15 protein-coding genes are annotated in these 17937 nt (G+C 72.2%); 7 read left to right on the forward strand and 8 right to left on the reverse strand.

From position 1 onward, the window contains the following. The first annotated feature begins 12 nt into the window (after positions 1-12). The 4 genes from D6689_07745 to D6689_07760 all read left to right on the forward strand — a co-directional run bounded on the left by D6689_07745 (position 13) and on the right by D6689_07760 (position 3774). Positions 13-513, forward strand: coding sequence for a DUF4442 domain-containing protein (locus D6689_07745; GenBank protein RMH42574.1), 501 nt, complete (start codon positions 13-15; stop codon positions 511-513). Then, positions 510-1448 (forward strand): DUF2891 domain-containing protein, encoded by a 939-nt coding sequence (locus D6689_07750; protein RMH42575.1) that lies wholly within the window; start codon positions 510-512, stop codon positions 1446-1448. The genes D6689_07745 and D6689_07750 overlap by 4 nt, the downstream gene beginning before the upstream one ends. A gap of 127 nt (positions 1449-1575) precedes the next feature. Further along, positions 1576-2748: a hypothetical protein gene (locus tag D6689_07755; protein RMH42576.1), complete on the forward strand. Its 1173-nt coding sequence runs from the start codon at positions 1576-1578 to the stop codon at positions 2746-2748. Positions 2749-2835: 87 nt separating this feature from the next. Beyond that, positions 2836-3774: an SAM-dependent methyltransferase gene (locus D6689_07760; GenBank protein ID RMH42589.1), complete on the forward strand. Its 939-nt coding sequence runs from the start codon at positions 2836-2838 to the stop codon at positions 3772-3774. An 81-nt stretch (positions 3775-3855) separates the two neighbouring features. Here the strand turns inward: D6689_07760 and D6689_07765 are convergent, their stop codons facing one another. The 4 genes from D6689_07765 to D6689_07780 all read right to left on the reverse strand — a co-directional run bounded on the left by D6689_07765 (position 3856) and on the right by D6689_07780 (position 9219). Then, complete coding sequence (locus D6689_07765) at positions 3856-5499, reverse strand: TlpA family protein disulfide reductase (GenBank protein RMH42577.1); 1644 nt, start codon at positions 5497-5499, stop codon at positions 3856-3858. 29 nt (positions 5500-5528) lie between these two features. After that, positions 5529-5780 carry a biotin carboxyl carrier domain-containing protein gene (locus tag D6689_07770; protein ID RMH42590.1) on the reverse strand — a complete coding sequence of 84 codons (252 nt, stop codon included), beginning with the start codon at positions 5778-5780 and terminating at the stop codon, positions 5529-5531. Between the two features lie 314 nt (positions 5781-6094). Beyond that, complete coding sequence (locus tag D6689_07775) at positions 6095-7828, reverse strand: propionyl-CoA carboxylase (protein ID RMH42578.1); 1734 nt, start codon at positions 7826-7828, stop codon at positions 6095-6097. Further along, complete coding sequence (locus D6689_07780; protein ID RMH42579.1) at positions 7828-9219, reverse strand: ATP-grasp domain-containing protein; 1392 nt, start codon at positions 9217-9219, stop codon at positions 7828-7830. Before D6689_07780 ends, D6689_07775 begins: the two co-directional genes overlap by 1 nt. Positions 9220-9260: 41 nt before the next feature. Between D6689_07780 and D6689_07785 the strand changes: the two genes are divergently transcribed. Further along, positions 9261-11873, forward strand: a complete 2613-nt coding sequence (locus tag D6689_07785) for a hypothetical protein (GenBank protein ID RMH42580.1) — start codon at positions 9261-9263, stop codon at positions 11871-11873. Here the strand turns inward: D6689_07785 and D6689_07790 are convergent. Then, a complete protein-coding gene (locus tag D6689_07790) occupies positions 11842-13989 on the reverse strand; it encodes a CoA-binding protein (protein RMH42581.1) in 2148 nt (715 codons plus the stop codon). The genes D6689_07785 and D6689_07790 overlap by 32 nt on opposite strands. Before the next feature lie 4 nt (positions 13990-13993). Next, complete coding sequence (locus tag D6689_07795) at positions 13994-15019, reverse strand: ABC transporter substrate-binding protein (protein ID RMH42582.1); 1026 nt, start codon at positions 15017-15019, stop codon at positions 13994-13996. A gap of 141 nt (positions 15020-15160) precedes the next feature. On the opposite strand from D6689_07795, the gene D6689_07800 reads away from it, so the two are divergent. Then, complete coding sequence (locus tag D6689_07800; protein RMH42583.1) at positions 15161-15745, forward strand: hypothetical protein; 585 nt, start codon at positions 15161-15163, stop codon at positions 15743-15745. 23 nt (positions 15746-15768) lie between these two features. After that, positions 15769-16224 carry a hypothetical protein gene (locus D6689_07805; GenBank protein ID RMH42584.1) on the forward strand — a complete coding sequence of 152 codons (456 nt, stop codon included), beginning with the start codon at positions 15769-15771 and terminating at the stop codon, positions 16222-16224. A gap of 102 nt (positions 16225-16326) precedes the next feature. Here D6689_07805 and D6689_07810 read toward each other — a convergent pair whose 3' ends face one another. Then, the gene (locus tag D6689_07810; GenBank protein RMH42585.1) at positions 16327-17445 is read right to left on the reverse strand and encodes an acyl-CoA desaturase; all 1119 of its coding nucleotides are present in this window, start codon (positions 17443-17445) and stop codon (positions 16327-16329) included. A gap of 100 nt (positions 17446-17545) precedes the next feature. Further along, positions 17546-17911, reverse strand: a complete 366-nt coding sequence (locus D6689_07815; protein ID RMH42586.1) for a DUF882 domain-containing protein — start codon at positions 17909-17911, stop codon at positions 17546-17548. Positions 17912-17937 lie beyond the last annotated feature (26 nt).

Genomic DNA, 17937 nt, shown 5'->3' on the forward strand with positions numbered 1-17937 from the left:
TACAACCCGGCCGTGGCACGACACCGACTCGTTTTCGACATCGACGCGCGCGGCAACCCGATCCGCGAAGCGTGGGACCGGCTGCGACGCATCCCGGGCGGCCCGCGCCTGTTCAGCCGACTGGTCGGCGCGATGGCGCCGTACACCGGCAGCATCGGTGCGCGCGTCGTCGACCTCGACCGCGGCCGGTCGCGGGTGGTCCTGCGCGACCACCGCGCCGTCCGCAACCACCTGCGCAGCATCCACGCGGTCGCACTGGCGAACCTCGCCGAACTCACCGGCAACATCGCGGTCGCGTACTCGCTGCCCGACGACGCGCGGTTCATCGTCACCGGCCTGTCGATCGAGTACGTCAAGAAGGCGCGCGGCACGATCACGGGGACGTGCCATCTCGACCGTCCGCTCGCCAGCGAGCGCGAGGAGATCGAAGTCCCGGTCGTGCTGCGCGACGACGCCGGTGACATCGTTGCCACCGCAACGCTTCGCACCCTCATCGGACCGAAACCGGCGTGACCGGCCGACTCGACGCGAGCACCGCCGATCGGCTTGCGGCGCTGATCCTGCCGTCGCTGCACCGCGAATACCCCAACCACATCTCGCACGTGCTGCAGGACGACGCCGACGTGCGGCCGCCGCGCGAACTCACGCCGGCGTTTTTCGGCTGCTACGACTGGCACTCGGCGGTCCACAGCCACTGGGCGATCGCGCGGCTCGTGCGCCGGTTCCCCGCCGCGGCGTGGGCCGACCGCGCCCGCGCCGCGCTCGACCGCAGCTTCGCGCCGGATCGCATCCGCGGCGAGGTCGCCTACCTGCGCGCGCGGCCCGGCTTCGAGATGCCCTACGGGATGGCGTGGTTGCTCACGCTGTGCGCCGAGGCGACGCCGTGGCGCAGCGCGCTCGCGCCACTCGAACGGATCGCCCGCGACCGGTTTGCGGCGTGGCTGGACCGGCTGTCGCATCCGATCCGCTCGGGCGAACACACGAACTCCGCGTTCGCGATGGCGCTCGCCCTCGACTACGCGCGCGCCGCCGGCGATCGGACGCTCGCGGACGCGATCGTTGCCCGCGCGGTCGACTTCTACGCGGACGACCCGCCGGCGCCGGTCGCGTTCGAGCCGTCCGCGTACGACTTTCTGTCGCCGAGCCTGGCCGAGGCCGACCTGATGCGCCGCGTGCTGCCGCCGGCCGCGTTCGCGTCGTGGCTCGCCGCGTTTCTTCCCTCCGTCGACCGGTTCGAACCGGTGTCGCCGGTCGACCGCGCGGACGGCAAGCTGGCCCACTTCGACGGCTTGAACCTGTCGAGGGCGTGGATGTTGCGGGCGCTCGGGTTTTTTGCCGCCGCCGAGCGGCACGCCCGCGCCGGGCTGCGCGGCGTCTCGCCCGACCACTACGCCGGCGCCCATTGGCTCGGCACGTTCGCGCTGTACTGGTACACGGCCCCTTCGTGACGCGCGCGCCCCCCAAATGGCGCGCGCTCCCCGCGTACGTTGCCTAGGATTGCCGCCCTCTCGCGCGACCAGTTCGCTATTGTCTCGGCAGGACGCGCCGTTCGGAACGAACTCACGGGAGACCGCCATGCGCGCAAGCCACACTGCAGTAATCGCCGCACTCGCCGTCGCGACGGCCGCGCCGGCCGCACGCGCCCAAACCGCAACGGACGCGCCCGATGGCGGCGAGGACACCCGCTACGACGCCGCGTTCGATGCGCTGGTGCGCGGCGACCTGGACGCCGCGATCGCCGGCTTCGACGCGGTGGCCGCGGCGACGGCCGACCCCGAGCGCCGGGCGGCGGCCCGCGAACTCGCGCGCCTGGCGCGCGCTCTCAAACAGCGGGCCGCCAGTGCGGCGCCGGGGGCGCGGCCGCCGTCGCCGCGCCCGGCGCACACGCCGAAAACGCCGCCGGCCGAGCCGACCGGCGACGTCGACTCGTCGGACCGGTCCGGGCGGATCGAGTTCGTCACCGTCACGACCCTCACGGGCACGTACGCCGGCGTCGTACTGCTGTCCATCTTCGATGTGGAGGACTTTCGCGCCGGCACGCTGCTCGTCACCGGCACGACGGCCGCCGGCCTGTTCGGCAGCTACTTTGCAACGAAAGACCGGCGCATCACGACGGGGATGGCGGACGCCTACACCGCCGGCGTGACGCTCGGCGCGCTCAACGGCGCGCTGCTGTCGGCGCCGCTCGGCCTCCACGACACGGACGACGCCCTGTCGTTCGTCCTCGGCACGACCGTGGCAGGCGGCGCGGCCGCGCTCGCGCTGGCCGATCGCATGCACCCGACGCGAGCGCAGTCGTCGCTCACGCTCACGCTGTCGATCGCGGGGCTGTCGACGGCGGGGCTCGGCATGGTCATCGCCGATTACGAACCCAGCGACGACGACACCGCGCTGCTGGTCCTCGCGGGCGGCTTGAACGCCGGGATGGTCGCCGGAATGGTCGCGGCGCGCGACCTCGACTGGTCGCATTCCCGCGGGCGACTGGTCGCGCTGTCGACCTTCCTCGGCGCGCTCGGAGGCGTGGCGTCCGGCGCCCTCGTCGTCGGTGAGCCGGACGACGACGCGGAGAGCCGGATCCTGGCGGCGACGACCCTCGGCGGCCTGTGGGCCGGTTTCGGGCTCGGCGCCTACCTCACCCGCGACATGCAGCCCGACCCGCGCTTCGGCGCGGCCGCCGGCCAGCAGGTCGCCGTGTACCCGTCGGCGATCGATGGCAAACTCGGGCTCGCGGTCGCCGGGACGTTCTGACCGGCCCGCGACCGCGGCCCGAACCGCCGCCGGCCCGGCGGCGCGCACGCGTTTCCGATGACCGACGACCTCGCCCGCCACGCGCAGATGCTCGCGAACCGCGTGCGCAAGACCGACCGCCATCTGCGCAAGTGGGCGCGCCGCGAGGACGTCACCTGCTACCGGGTCTACGACCGCGACATCCCGGAGATCCCGCTCGCGGTCGACCGCTACGGCGACCGCCTGTACGTGGCGCAGTACGCGACGCCGCACAAGCCGCACACCGAACAGCCGGGCTGGGCCGACGCGATGGTCGCGGCCGCGGCGGAGGCGCTCGACGTGCCGCCCGAACGCGTGCACGTGCGGGTGCGCCGGCGGCGGCGCGACCGCGACAAGCTCGCCGCGACCGGCCGGCGGTTCGAGGTGCGCGAGGGCGGCCTTCGGTTCTGGGTCAATCTCGACGACTACCTCGATACCGGCTTGTTTCTCGATCACCGGATCACGCGCGCGCGGGTGCGCGCAGAGGCGCGCGGCGCGCGGGTCCTCAACTTGTTCGGCTACACCGGATCGTTTTCCGTCTACGCGGCGGCCGGCGGCGCCGCGTCGACGTGGACGGTCGACGCGTCGAACACGTATCTGGCGTGGGCCGCCGACAATTTCGCGCTAAACGGGCTGCGCGACCGGCGTCACCGGCTCGACCGCGCCGACGTGCTCGCGTGGCTCGACACACCGCCGGTCGGCCGCGCGTCGTTCGACCTCGCGGTGCTCGACCCGCCGACGTTTTCGCACGGGAAACGGTTCGACCGCGTGCTCGACACACGGCGCGACCATCTGTGGCTCATCGACAAGACGCTCGACCTGCTCGCGCCCGGGGGCGTGCTGTACTTTTCGACCAACGCGCGCAAGCTCGCGCTCGACCCCGCCGCGCTCCGGGACCGCGCCGATGTGCAGGACATCACCGCCGCGACGACGCCGCCGGACTTCCGCCGCCGGCCGCACCGGTGCTGGCGGCTGGTCGTGCGCGCGACCCGCCGCGACCGCGCGTGACCCCGGCGACCCGCGCGACCCGCGGCGACCGCGCGTGACCCCGGCGACCCGCGCGACCCGCGGCGACCGCGGCGACCGCGCCTACCGCGCGCCGAAGCGCCGCGCCAGGATCGCCTCCAGCCCGCCACCGCGCAGCTGCAGGCCGGTCGCGATGATCGTCCCATCTGGCCCGACGAGCAGCAGGGTCGGCAGCCCGGCCACCTCGAGCGCCTGCTTGAACGCCGCGGCGTCCTCCCCATCGACCACGGCGTGGTCCCACGGCATCGGATGGCGCGGATCGCGGCGGAACGCGTCGACGTGGTCGGCGGTGTCGTCCACGCACACGCTCAAGATGCGGAATCCCGCGCCGCGGTAGCGCTCGTACGCCGCGTGCAAATGCGGCATCTCGGCGACGCAGGGCTTGCACCAGGTCGCCCACACGTCGATGAGCACGGTGTGTCCCGCGTAGGTCTTGGGCGTGATCCGATCGCCGCCGCCGTACCGCGGCACGTCGAACGCCGGCACCGGCGCACCCGGCCGCACCCGCCGGGACGGATCGAACATGCTGGCCAGCCGCGCGTAGCGGGTGCGACCGTAGCGGTCGCGCATCAGCTCGTAGTAGCGCGCCACGTCCTGTTCGCGCCCGTCCCCACGCGCGCGCCACATCAGCGCAAACAGCGTCTCGGCGGCCGCTTCGTCGTCGTCGACCGCCGACAAGACCTCCTCGACGTAGGAATAATCGGGCGCCTCCCGGTTGGCGGCCACCACCACCTGGGCGGCGGCATCGGGCGCCATCGACCACAGCGGCGATGCGCTCGGCACGTCCGCGAGCACCGCGCGCGCGAGCGAGGCGTCCGGGTCCGGCCCCGGCGGCGGCGGCCGCGTGGCGAAGTACGCGATCGCGAGCGCCGCGTGCGCCGTCGGGTCGCGCTCCGCGTCGACTTCCGCGCGCGTGACCCGGGCGGCATCGTCGCCGAACCGGCGCGCGCGCGCGATGCGCGACGGGAGCCCCGCGACCTTCGCCACGACCGGCTCGGCGCGCCGGAACGACACGCGCGTCGCGACGCCGGCAGGCGGCAACGCGCTCGGGTCGACCTCGACGACGACCTTGCCTCCGGTCGGTCGGGCAACCGTGGCGTAGTTGCCGTCGCCGTCGTAGCGGTACGGCCCGCGGCCCGGCGCGTTCATGCTTCGCCCCGGCTCGGCGGTCAGGCCGGTGATTTCGTAGGCGATCGGCCCCGTCGCGGGGATGTCGGCGGTCCACACGCCGTCGGCGCGACGGGTCATCGACACGGTGCGCAGCGGCGCGAGCTCCCCGCCGGCGCCGATCGAAAACACCAGCACCTCGAGTGCATCGAGCGCATCCGGCCGCGGATACGTGCCGAGGCGAACGTCGACCTCGACGTCGCTGCCGCCGAGCAGACCGAGTTCGTCGTCGACGTGATCGACCCCCGTGAGCCGCACGCGGACGAACCGGTCGGCCGGCAGGTCGACGGAGAACGAACCATCGGCGGCGACCTCGTGCGCCCGCCCGTCGACCGTGACGTGGGCCATCGCCATCGGCCGGCCGTCGTGGCCGACGAGCCGCCCCGCGAGGCGCGCGGGCCGGGGCGCCGGCGCGCTGCCGGTCGCCGCCGGCGCCGCGGGTCGCCCCGCGCCCGGAGCCCCCGCCGGCCGGGGACCGCAGGCTGCCGCCGCGGCGACGTACGCCAGCATCCACCACTCGACTCGGATCGACATCGACATCTGCACTTCTCCTCCGGCGGCTCGACGCGTCACGCCGGCTCGACTTGGACGATCGGGTCGCCCGCGTCCACGTCCGCCTCGTCGTCGACCAGAAACGCCACGACCCGCGCGCGCGCCGGCAGTCCATCCCCACCGTAGGCGACGCGGTGGAACGTCTTCATGACCTCGAGCAGACACAGCGTCGCGCCGGGTTCGACGACCGATCCGACCTCGACGAATGGAGGCCGGTCCGGTCCTGGTTTCCGGTACAACCGGCCGCTCGTCGGCGCGCGAACGACCATGGCGCCTTCGGCCGGCGCGCGGTGCCCGCCGGCAGGATCGTCGTCGGCCGCGGCCACTCCGTCGAGCGGAACGAGCCGCACGAGCGCGTCCCCGTAACCGACCGCGACGCGGGCCACGCCGCCCGGCGCACCCGCGACCATCCCGGCCGCACCGTCGGGCGCCACCAGTGGCGTCACCACGCCGAGCGTCTCGATCGCGCCGAGCGGCGCCCCCGGGACGACGACCGCGCCGTCGCGGACGCCGACGCGCCACCAGCCGACCGCGGGCGACCGCAGCGCACCGTCGGCCCACAGGGCGACGACCGCCGGCCGGGTCATCCGCGCACTCCGCCGACCAACTCCGCGAGGTCGTGCATGCTCCAGATTCGGGGATTCTTCACCCGCCGGTAGCCGGCCGCCTGGTAGCTCATCTCGACGACCGCGGCCAGCCAGTCGCGCAGCGCGCCGAGTTCCACGATCTCGTCCGTGTCCATCTGGCGCGCCGCGACATACGGGTCCATGTCCGCCTCGATCCGCGCCTCCACCTCGCGCATGCCGCGCTCGATGCGAGCGCGCTCCTCCGGGTCGCTCGTCGCGATCTCGAAGTTGTCGTCGAGCTTCGTGTTGTACGTCGCGATCGCCAGCGTCCGCCCCTCCATCACGCTCAGTCGCGACAGGCAGGTGGACAGTTGAACCACCGGGTCGTACGGCAACCCGGTCATCGCGTAGTAGCCGGCGCCGGACGCCTTGCGCAGAAGCACGGTGAACATCGGCACGGTGTTCGTGCTGTTGGTGTAGATCAGGTTCGACCCGTAGGCCAGCAGACCGTGGCGCTCCGCCTCGCGGCCGATGTCGAAGCCCGAAATGTCCTGCAACCAGATCAGCGGGATGCCGTCGTCGTTGCACGCGCGCGAGAACGCGCTCACCTTGGCGATGCCGCCGCGGTACAGGATGCCGCCGGGCCGCGGGCGCCCGGGATGCTCCGGATCGGCGACCAGGCCTTGTTTGTTGATCACGAAACCGGCGTACAAGCCACCGACGCGGCCGATGCCGCACACGATCTCGTCGCCGATCTCCGGCATCAGTTCCCAAAACAGGCTCTGATCGCACAGCCGGGCGAGCACCTGAAAGCAGTCGTACGCCTCGCGGTGGTCGGGCGGGATCACCCCGGCGAGTTCGGCCGGCGCGTACGCCGGCGGGATTGCGCCGACACCGCCGCGGTAGAAGTCGGCCGCCGACGTCGGCAGGCGGGCGACCTCGCGGCGCAAGCAATCGATGAGCACGTCGTCGTTCGGCACGCGCACGTCGGCGCAACCGGATTGGTGCACATGCACCTCCGGGCCGCCGATGTCGAGCGACGTGATCTTCTGGCTCTTGGCGCCCTTGATCAGCGCGGCGCCGGCGATCACCATGTACGCCTGCTCCGTCATGTAGACGCGGTCGCTGATGATCGGCATGTAGCCGCCACCGGCGATGCAGTCGCCAAACACGCCGGCGATCTGCGGGACGCCGTGCGCGGACAGCAGGCTGTTCATCTTGAAGATATGGCCGGCGCCGCGCGCGCCCGGGAAGCTGCGCGACTGCTCCGGCAAGAACAGCCCGCTGCAATCGACCATGTAGATGGTCGGCAACCGCAGGCGAAGCGCCATCGTCTGCGCGCGTTGGATTTTCTCCGGCGTGCGCGGCCACCACGACCCGGACGCGACCGTGTTGTCGTTGGCGATGACCATGCACCACCGGCCTTCCACGCGCACGAACGCGGTCACGACCCCCGCGCCGGGCGACTTGAGGCCGTTTTGGAACTCGACGCCGTAGTTGACGAACGTGCCGACCTCGTACACCGGCGAGTTCGGATCGCGCAGCCGGTCGACGCGCTCGCGCGCCGTGAGCTTGCCCTTGGCGTGGACGCGGTCGACGTACTTCGGCCCCCAGCCGGCATACACCTCCGCGCGCCGCTGGCGAAGGACGTCCTCCAGCTGCGCGAGGCGCGCGCGGTACTCGGCGGCGACCTGCGGTGCGACGCTCGCGTCCAGCGACGCGCCGATCGGGACGAGCGGAACGTGGGCCATCAGTCTGCCTCCGGCGGCCAACCTGGGATGGCGCGGGTGTCGTACCGGTGCGCGCGGAACGCGGCCGACCGCAGGATGGCCAGGTGCATCGGCACGGTGGTCGGAACGCCCTCGCACACGAGCTGGTCGAGCGCGCGGATCATCGCATCACACGCGGCGTCGCGGTCCGGTCCCTTCGCGATCACCTTGCACAGCAAACTGTCATAGTGCGGCGGGATGCGATAACCCGACTCGACGTGCGTGTCGACGCGAATCGTGCCGCCGGCCGGATCGGGCGGCGACCACCGCGCGATGGTGCCGGGCGCCGGGCGAAAGTCGTTGCGCGGGTCCTCCGCGTTGATGCGGCATTCGATCGCGTGGCCGTCGAATGTGACGTCGTCCTGGCGCAACGACAGCGGGTGGCCGGCCGCGACGAGGATCTGTTCGCGCACCAGGTCGACGCCGGTGCGCATCTCCGTCACGCAATGTTCCACCTGCAGGCGCGTGTTCATCTCCATGAACCGCAATGTCCCGTCGGGATCGAGCAAGAACTCGAGCGTCCCGGCGCCGACATAGCCGATCGCGCGCGTGGCGCGGACGGCGGCGGCGAGCGTGCGCGCGCGCTCGGCGTCCGACAGCACCGGCGACGGCGACTCCTCGATCAACTTCTGGTGATTGCGCTGGATCGTGCAGTCGCGCTCGCCGAGGTGAATCGCGTTGCCGTAGCGGTCGGCGAGCACCTGGATCTCGATGTGACGGCCGCCCTCGATGAGGCGTTCGAGGTAGACGCGCCCGTCGCCGAACGCGGCGGATGCCTCGCGCGACGCGTCCGCGAACGCGGCAGCCAGCTCATCCGGGCCGCGCGCCACGCGCATGCCGCGACCGCCGCCGCCGCTTTCGGCCTTCAGCAGCACGGGGTAGCCGACCTGGTCCGCCACCGCGCGCGCGTGATCCGCATCGCGCAGCGCGCCGTCGCTGCCCGGGATCACGGCGAGGCCGGCCGCCGCCATCGCCCGTTTGGCGGGCGTCTTTTGCCCCATCCGGTGCATCACGTGCGCGGGCGGACCGATGAACGTGACGCCGTGGGCCTCGCACACGCTCGCGAACACGGGGTTTTCCGCGAGGAAGCCCCAGCCCGGGTGCAACGCCGTGCATCGGGACTGCACCGCGGCCTGCACGACGCGCTCGATCGCCAGGTAGCTGGACGCCGCGCGCGCCGGCCCGAGTACGACCACGTCACGCCCGCGCGTGTAGGGCGCGTCGCGATCGGCCTCGGACACGCCGAACACCGGCTCGATGCCGAGCGCGTCGCACGCCCGCGCGATGCGCGCGGCGACCTCACCGCGATTGGCGACGAACAGGCGGTGAAACAGCCGAACGCGCGGTTCGGATGCGGCGTGTTGCGTCGTCATGCGCGCCGCACGTTAGACCACAACGCGTTCGATCGCCACCGGTGCCGCGGGTCGACCGCGCGCGCGCGCTCTGTTATGAAGCGGCGATGTCTGCCCGTCGCCCGGCGTCCGCGTCCGCCGCCACGGTGGCGGTGGCCCTCGCCGCGACCGCGGCGTTCGCCGGCACGCCGGCCGCCGCCGGTAAGCGCGCAGTGGCCGTGCGCGCGGCCGTCGCGCCGCGCATCGATGGCCGCCTGGATGACGCGGTGTGGCGCGCCGCCCCGTTCGTCCACGACTTCGCCCAACGCGAGCCACACGAGGGCGCCGCGCCGCTGCGGCGCACCGAGGTGGCGTTCGCGTACGACGACGACTACCTGTACGTCGGCGCGCGCATGTACGCGCGCGGGCCGGACGACGTGCAGGCGGTCGTGACGCGGCGCGACGACTCCGGATCGGCCGAGCGCATCATCGTGTCGTTCGATCCGTTCCTCGACCGGCGCACCGCGTACAGCTTCGCAGTGACCGCCGCCGGCGTCCGCGTCGACTGGCTCCACACAGACGACAACATGTTCGCTCGCGACTACTCGTACAACCCGGTGTGGGACGCCGCGGTTCATGTCGGTCCACACGGGTGGACCGCCGAGATGAAGATTCCATTTTCGCAGCTGCGGTTTCCCCGCCGGCAGCACCACGCCTGGGGGGTCAACATCAACCGCTATCGCCCGCAGGACAACGAGGACGTGTTCTGGGTCGTGGTCCCCAAGGGAGTCGTCGCGTGGTCGTCGTGGTTCGGCGAACTCGCCGGCATCGCCGGCATCCGCGGCGAGCGCGGCGCCGAGCTTCTGCCCTACGCCGCCGCCGAGGCGCGCATCGGCGAATCGGCTGACGGCGGCGGGGTCGACGGGCGCGCCGGCATCGACGCGAAGATCGGACTCGGATCGAGCTTCACCCTCGACGCCACCGTCAACCCCGACTTCGGTCAGGTCGAGGCGGATCCGGCGGTCGTCAACCTGAGCGCATTCGAGGCGCGGTTTTCCGAGCAGCGGCCATTCTTCGTCGAAGGCCGGCAACTGCTCGCCGGCCTCGGCCCCGCGTATTTCTACTCGCGCCGCATCGGCGGCGCGCCCCGCGCGCTCAACGACCTGTCGGCGTCCCCGCAGCCGACCCGCATCCTCGGCGCCGCCAAGCTCACCGGCCGCACGCGCGGCGGCACGTCGGCCGGCGCGCTCGCCGCGATCACGTCGACCTTGCCGGATCGCACGTTCGATCCGCTGCAAGCGTTCGGCGTCGGCCGGCTGCAGCGCGAGTTCGGGCCGAACGCGTCGATCGTCGGCGCGTCGATCGCGGCGGTCGAGCGCACGTTCGGCGACGACGACGCGGTCGACGACGGCACGCCGCTGGCCGATCTGCTGCCGCGCGCCGCGGTCAGCGGCGGCGTCGACTGGCGGCTGCGGTTCTCGGGCGGCGAGTACGAGGTCGGCGGCTTCGCTGGCGGCAGTAGCGTCCACGGAAGCGCGGCCGCGATCGAGGCCGTGCAGCGGTCGAGTGCGCATTACTTCCAGCGGCCCGACCAGTCGCACGTGCGCCTCGACCCGGCGAGGCGGTCGCTCGCCGGGTGGACGGCGGCACTCGCGGCCCGCAAGCGGTCCGGCCACGTGCGCGCGTTCGCCACCGTGGGCGCCGAATCGCCCGGGCTCGAGCTCAACGACGTCGGGCTGCTGCACTCGGCCGACGACGCGTTCGTCGAAGCGGGCGCGTCCTTCGAGGAAGAGCACCCGACGCGGTGGACGCGAACGTGGCGGGTCGGCGCGAGCATCGCGCAGGAGTGGAACTTCGGCGGCGTGCGCAAGCCGCTCGGCCTCGAAGTCAACGCGGCCGTCGAGCTGCCCAACTACGTGGCGATCGACGTGTTCGGCAGCTATCGCACCGCCGGTATCGACGACGACGCGACGCGCGGCGGTCCGCTGATGGAGGTCGGCCCGGCGCGCGAGCTCGGCGCCGGCATTCGCAATCGCCACGGCGCCCGCACCTCGTGGAGTGCCAGCGCGGTCGCGCTGTCGTCGGACACCGGCGACGCAGGCTGGATCGTTCAGGCGCGCCTGTCGGCGATCCCCGCAGACCGCCTCCAGATTCAACTCGAGCCGGCATGGACCCGCGTGCGCGTCGGTCGCCAGTACCTCGCCACGGTCGACGGCGGCCGGGACGAAACGTTCGGCCAGCGGTACGTGTTCGCAACCGTCGCGCGGCGCGAGCTGGCGGTGACCGCGCGGGTCAAGCTGGCGCTGACGCCCGATCTGGCAGTCGAGCTGTTCGCGCAACCGTTCGCGTCGGCCGGCGACTACACCGCATTCGGCGAACTCGCGGCGCCGCGCAGCCGCGAACTGATCGAGTACGAGGTGGTCGCCGATACGGACGACGAGCTGGCGTTGTCCGGCGCCGGCGGCAGCGTGGTGTTGCCGCAGCCCGATTTCACCGTGCTGTCGCTGCGCAGCACGCTGGTCGTGCGATGGGAGTTCGCGCCGGGCAGCACGCTGTTCGCGGTGTGGCAGCAAGACCGGGCCGACGGCGCGCCGCGCGCGACGGCCGCCGGGCTGTCCGGCCTCGGCGACGCCGTGTCCGCGCCGGGCGAGCACGCGATCCTGGTCAAGCTGGCGTACTGGTGGCCGATCCGGTGACCGCGCCCGGCGCGGGTTCCGCGAGCACGACGCGGGCGTCGATCGCCACGAGCCCGTCGCCGGTGATCACCAGCGGATTGACGTCGAGTTCGGCGATGTCGGGGCAGGCCTCGACGAGAGCGGAGATGCGCCACACCACCTCCGCCAACTCGTCCCGATCCAGGCGCGGCCGGCCGCGCGCGCCGTCGAGCAGCGCCTGTGCGCGGATCTCTCCGATCATGTCGAGCGCGTCGCGCCGCGACAGCGGCACGAGCCGAAATGCGACATCGCGATAGACCTCGACGAACACGCCTCCGATGCCCACCATCATCACCGGACCGAAACCGGCGTCGCGCGACATGCCCACGATGATCTCGGTGCCGCTGACCATCTCCTCCACCGTAAAGCCGGTGATGCGGGCGCCGGGCTGATGCGCGGCGACGCGCTCGCGGATGGACGCGCACGCCGCGCGCACCCCGTCGGCATCGACGACGTCGAGCACGACGCCGCCCACGTCCGACTTGTGGACGACGTCCGGGCTGATCAGCTTGACCACGACCGGATACCCGATGCGCTCGGCGAGCGCGACCGCGGCGTCTTCGCCGTCCGCGATGCCGCTGCCGTTGTAGCGCAACCCGGCGCTCGCCAGCACCTCGCGCGCCAGCGACAGGTCGAGATGGCGCTGGCCGCGCTCGCGCGCCTCGGCGAGCAGGCGGCGCGCGCGGGCGTGATCGGGCGGCGGCAAGTCCGGCCAGTCGCGGGCCGGGGCCGGTGTACGCGCGAGCCAGGCGCCGCGGCGGGCGAGCGCGCCCATCGCGCTCACCGCGAGTTCGGGGACGTGCAACTCGGGGATGCCGGCCGCGTCGAGCTTGGAGCCGACGTCGGTGCCGACCAGCCCGAGGAAGCTCGAACACACCGGCTTGCTCCACCCCGGATCGCGCACCGCGTCGACGATCGCGTCGGCGACCGCCGCCGGCCGCGTCATCGCCTGGACCGTCATCACGACGATCACGCCGTCGACCTCCGGCGCGCGGCCGACGATGTTCAGCGCGTCTCGGTACCGCTCTGGAGTCGCGTCGCCGATCACGTCGATCGGGTTGTTGTGCGACCACACCGCCGGCAGCACCTCGTCGAGCGCCGCGCGCGTCGCGTCCGACAGCGTCGCGAGCACGAGCCCGTGGCGGCTCGCCTCGTCGGCGCACAACACGCCGGGGCCGCCCGCGTTGGTGACGATCGCGATGCGCGGCCCGGGCGCCGGCGGCTGCGACGCCAGCGCCCGCGCCCACGCGAGGAACTCGCCGATCGATCGCGCCTGCTGCACCCCCGCCTGCGCGAACGCGGCCGCGTACGCCGCCGCCGATCCCGCGAGGCTGCCGGTGTGCGACGAGGCCGCGCGCGCGCCGGCGTCCGTCGCGCCGCCCTTGAGAGCGACCACCGGTTTGACGGCGGCGACCTCGCGCATCGCGTCGTACACGGCGCGCGGCCGCGGGAACGCCTCGGTGTACAGCGCCACGCACGACGTCTCGTCGTCGGCTCCCAGCCATCGGATCACGTCGTCGTCGGCGACGTCCGCCTTGTCGCCGAGCGACACCGCGGCCGACAGGCCGAACCGCTCGACCCGCGCGTAGCTGACGATGCCGGTGATCAGCGCCCCGGATTGCGACAGCAGCCCGATCGACCCGGCGGGCGGCGCCTCCGTGCCGAAGCTCGCGTTGAGCCCGCGCCCGGGGCGGATCACGCCGAGGCAGTTCGGGCCGATGATGCGAACGCCGGCCGCGCGCGCGGCCTCCACCATGCGCCGCTGCAACGCCCGCCCGTCGGCGCCCATCTCGGCGAACCCGGCGGAGATGACGATCGCCGCGCGGCAACCGATGCGCCCGGCCTCGGCGATCACGTCGGGGATGAACCGCGGCGGGATCGCGACGACGATCAGATCGACCGGCGCCCCGATTGCCGACAGGCTCTCGTACGCGCGAAGGCCGAGGATCTCCCCGCCCTTCGGATTGACCGGATAGATCGCGCCGTCGAACCCGTCGATTAGGTTGCGCAGGACCGCGTGGCCGACCGAACTTGCGCGGCGGCTGGCCCCGACGACGGCGACCGACGCCGGCGCGAAGAACGGGTCGAGCCCGCCCATGCGGCTACTTGCTCGCCCGCTTCTTGCGGAACTCGTCGCGATACTTGAGGACCATCGCGAGTTCCTGCTCGGTATAGACCTTGCCGGCCAGCCGCTTCCACAGCTTTTGCGCCTCCGCCTCGAGCTTGGATCGCAGCGCCTGCGGCGTGTCGACGAAGCGGATGCCGTTTTTCTGCATCGCGCGCTTGGCGCGATCGTTGTCCCTGCGCACGCGCTTGATGAGCATCGCGCCGATCTTCTTGCCGATCTTCTGCTCGGTGGCGCGGTCTTCCGGCGACATCTCGTTCCATGCGTCGAGGCGGACGACCATGGCGCCGACGGTGTAACCGAACGGCTCGACCGTCGCGTACGAGACCTCCGTGTACCACTGCAGCGCGACCGCGGCCAGCGGCGATCCGTAGCAACCGTCGATGCGCCCGGTCTTGAGCGCCGTGAGCACCTCCGGCACGCCGAGCGGCACGCTGCTGACCCCGATCTGCTCGAAGTACGCGCGCACGATCGGGTCGTCGGTCCACGCCCAGAACGTCACCTTCTTGAGGTCGTCGAACGACTGGATCGATCGCTTGGCGTACATGTGCGCCCAGCCGACGTCGCCCGGATACAGCAGCTTGAACCCCTGCTCCTCGAACTTTTTCTCGAAGTACGGCCACATCTTGGCGCGCACGTAGTCGACCTCTTCGACCGACTCGAACAAGAACGGGAGCTGCATGACGCGGACGCCCGGGTAGATCAAGCTCAGGCCGACGGTGGTGAGGGCGGCGCCGTCGAGCTGCTTTTGACGAATCTTGCGGACGACGTCCTTCTCGTCGCCCTGGGTGCCGCCCGGGTACCACTTGACCTTGACCCGGCCGCCGGTGGCCTCCGCGATCTTGTTCGCGCCCTTCTCGAGGATGTTCATCCACGCGGACCCGGCCGGCGCCAGGGTCGCCACGCGCCGCTCCTTCGCGCGCGCGTCGCCCATCCCGACCGTCCACAACGCCGCCGCCGCGATCGCCGCGATCCAAATCGTACCCGCTCGTCTGCTCATCATGGCCGCCTAGTGTATCCGATGTGGGTGGGTGTCCATGGCCCCGCGCGGACCGTTTTCGCGCCGCGGGCCGCTCGGCGAGGTGGGACGCCGAGCCCGGCGCCGGTATTCACAGCCTCCCGCGGGGGCCGCTACACTGCGGCAGTGCGGTCGTTCTGGCTCGGGTTGGCCATCGGCGCCCTGCTCGGCGGCGGCGGCGTCTACGCGGCGCTCGAACGCCCGTGGCAGCGTGCCGCGCCTTCGGCGCCGGCCACCGCGGGGGCCGACGCCGGGTCCGAAACAGATCGCCCGGCGCGCCGCCGGCGTCCGCGCAAACGGCGCCGGATCGCGCGGGAGGCGGAGGCGGCCGCGGTCGAACTGTCAGCTCGCGATCGCCAGTTGGTGTGGCGCGGACCGTCGATCGAACTGGCGCCGCGCGCGGTCGATTTCGCCGCGGAGGGCGGCGGCCGGTCGCTGTCGCCGGCGGAGATCGACGCGGGCATCGCGGCGCTCGCCGACGCGATCACGGCGTGCATCGAGGACGCGCGCGGCGACGCGGACCTGACGGCGACGATCGACCTCGAGCTGCTCGTCGAGGGCGACGGGCGCGTGTCGCGCGTTCGCGTGCGCGCGCCGCGTTACCTCGCGGATCGCGGCCTGCGCGGCTGCATCGCCCGCGCGACCGCCGGCCGGCCGTTCGCGGCGACCGGCGCGCAGACGATCGTGTCGGTGCCGTTCCATTTGCGCTGACCGCGGCGTGCTACAATCGCGGCATGAGCGTCGCGGTCGGGGCCGACATCGAGTCCTTGTGCAGCAAGTGCGGGGACGTGTGGCACGTCGTCGTCGCCATGGTCGACGGAAAGGTCGCGAAGGTCGAGTGCAAGGAGTGCCACGGCGTGCACCGCTATCGCGACCCGAAGGGCAAGGCAAAGGCCGCGCCGAAGCGGACATCGAAGGCCGGCGCCGGCAAGAAGGCGCCGGCGCCGAAGGTACCCGTCGTCGAGGCCAACCCCGACCGGCCGCCGCGCCCGTATCGGACGACCGACACCTACGAGCCGGGCGACCGCGTGCAGCACGCGACGTTCGGCGACGGCGTCGTCCAAGCCGTCGTCGGACCGGGCAAAGTCGAGATCCTGTTCGCGGACGGCGAGCGCCGTCTACTCGCGTGCGCCAAGCCCGCACCGTCGTTGGGCCGCGCGCCGCGCCGCCGGTTCGAAACCGAGAACTGACGCGCGCGCGGCCTCCGCCGCCGAGCGCCGCGGTGACGCCGCGCATGCTGGGCGCCCGTGGGCCGCGGGCGTGCCCGACGCGCGCCCGCGAAGTCTGCGCCGCTAAGCCGCGCAGACTTCGCGCGTCGAGTCGACGGCCTCCGTCGGGCGCCGCCCCATGCGGCGCAACAGGCGCCCGTGCGATGCGATCGCCTCGGCGAAGCTGGCAAAGCACGTGTAGGGCACGCCGTGCTCGTCGCACACCGCGCGCACGATCGGCGCGATCGCCGGGTAGTGCACGTGGCACACCTTCGGAAACAGGTGGTGCTCGATCTGAAAGTTCAGCCCGCCCACGTACCAGTTCAACAGGCGGCTATCCGGTGCAAAGTCGGCGGTCGTCCGCACCTGGTGCATCGCCCACTCGTCGTCGATGCGCCCCGTCGTCGGGGCGGGCAGCGGGAACGCGAGTTGCTCGTGCGTGTGAGCCGCCTGGAATACGACGCCGAGGATCAGACCGACCGCAAACCAGGTCGCGACGTAAAACGCCAACACGACCCACCACGCGTGAAACAGCAGCGGAATGCCAACCGCCCAGCCGAGCAAGAACAGCTTGCTGGCGAACACCTCGGCCAGGCGCCAGCCGCGCGGCCGCGGAAAGTGGTGGCGGCCGACGCGGCCGGTCTTCACGTTGAGGAAGTCCTCGACGAGGTGCATGTGGAACACGGTGAAGCCGTACAAACCCCACATGTAGACGTGCTGGTAGCGGTGCGCCGGGCGCCACGCCTGCTCCGGCGTGAGGCGCGCAAACGGCGCCAGGTCGATGTCGTGATCGGCGCCGCCGACGTTGGTGTAGGTGTGATGAAACACGTTGTGCTTCCACCGCCACAGGTAGGAGCTGGCGCCGAGCATGTCGAGCGTGCGCTCGAGTAGGCGGTTGACAAGTGGCCGGCGCGAGTAGGCGCCGTGATTGGCGTCGTGTTGGATCGAAAACCCGATGCCGGCGATGGCGAACGCCATCGACGTCGCCGCAAGTGCGCCGTGCCACCACGTCGTCGCAACGAACACCAACAGCGCGTACGAGCCGACGAACCACGCGAGCATCAGCGCGGTCTTGACGTACATCCGCCCGTCGCCGTGGGGCGACCGGCCGGTGCGCGCGAAATGCGCGCCGACGCGGCGGTCGAGCTCGCGGCGAAAGCCGCTGTCGGCGGCGAAACGGGGGCGGGGTACATTCGAACTCACGCGTCGATCGTGCCGCACCCGTGCCCCGCGCAGCGGCACGATCGAGTCACGGTTACGTCACGACACCTCGCGACCGCCGAGGGTCACCGTCGACGCCGGCCTACAGCCGCGACCATTTCGGGTGATACCGGTACGCGGCGCCGCGGCGCGGCGATGTCCACGCCATCTTCTTGTAGCCAGGTCGCCAGTCGACGTGGACGAAGTTCTGACCGCGGTAGTAGCCGACGCCGACGTGGTCGTGCGTGCGCCACAGGAAGTCGCGAACGACCTCGATGCGCACGCCGCGTACGCGCAGGTCCACCGCGCGGCCGTGAAAGTGTTTGGAGTTCTTCACGCCGTAGGGCGGCGAGCGGTATCCGGAGACGATCTCGATCGTGTGCCCGGGGAATCGGCGCTGAATCTCCGCCAGGATGCGGAGCACCTGCGGATGAATGCGATGGCGCTTTCCCGTGCGGCGACACCGCATGAACCGGCGGATGGCGCGAGCCGTGG

The organism is Deltaproteobacteria bacterium, assembly GCA_003696105.1.
GTDB lineage: Bacteria > Myxococcota_A > Polyangia > Haliangiales > J016 > J016.

What these genes read in the sequence shown, in the direction of transcription:
- D6689_07755 (RMH42576.1), top strand. Translation starts at nt 1,576, where the DNA reads ATGCGCGCAAGCCACACTGCAGTAATCGCCGCACTCGCCGTCGCGACG.
- D6689_07760 (RMH42589.1), top strand. Translation starts at nt 2,836, where the DNA reads ATGCTCGCGAACCGCGTGCGCAAGACCGACCGCCATCTGCGCAAGTGG.
- D6689_07765 (RMH42577.1), bottom strand. Translation starts at nt 5,499, where the DNA reads ATGTCGATGTCGATCCGAGTCGAGTGGTGGATGCTGGCGTACGTCGCC.
- D6689_07770 (RMH42590.1), bottom strand. Translation starts at nt 5,780, where the DNA reads ATGGTCGTTCGCGCGCCGACGAGCGGCCGGTTGTACCGGAAACCAGGA.
- D6689_07775 (RMH42578.1), bottom strand. Translation starts at nt 7,828, where the DNA reads ATGGCCCACGTTCCGCTCGTCCCGATCGGCGCGTCGCTGGACGCGAGC.
- D6689_07780 (RMH42579.1), bottom strand. Translation starts at nt 9,219, where the DNA reads ATGACGACGCAACACGCCGCATCCGAACCGCGCGTTCGGCTGTTTCAC.
- D6689_07790 (RMH42581.1), bottom strand. Translation starts at nt 13,989, where the DNA reads ATGGGCGGGCTCGACCCGTTCTTCGCGCCGGCGTCGGTCGCCGTCGTC.
- D6689_07795 (RMH42582.1), bottom strand. Translation starts at nt 15,019, where the DNA reads ATGATGAGCAGACGAGCGGGTACGATTTGGATCGCGGCGATCGCGGCG.
- D6689_07805 (RMH42584.1), top strand. Translation starts at nt 15,769, where the DNA reads ATGAGCGTCGCGGTCGGGGCCGACATCGAGTCCTTGTGCAGCAAGTGC.
- D6689_07815 (RMH42586.1), bottom strand. Translation starts at nt 17,911, where the DNA reads ATGCGGTGTCGCCGCACGGGAAAGCGCCATCGCATTCATCCGCAGGTG.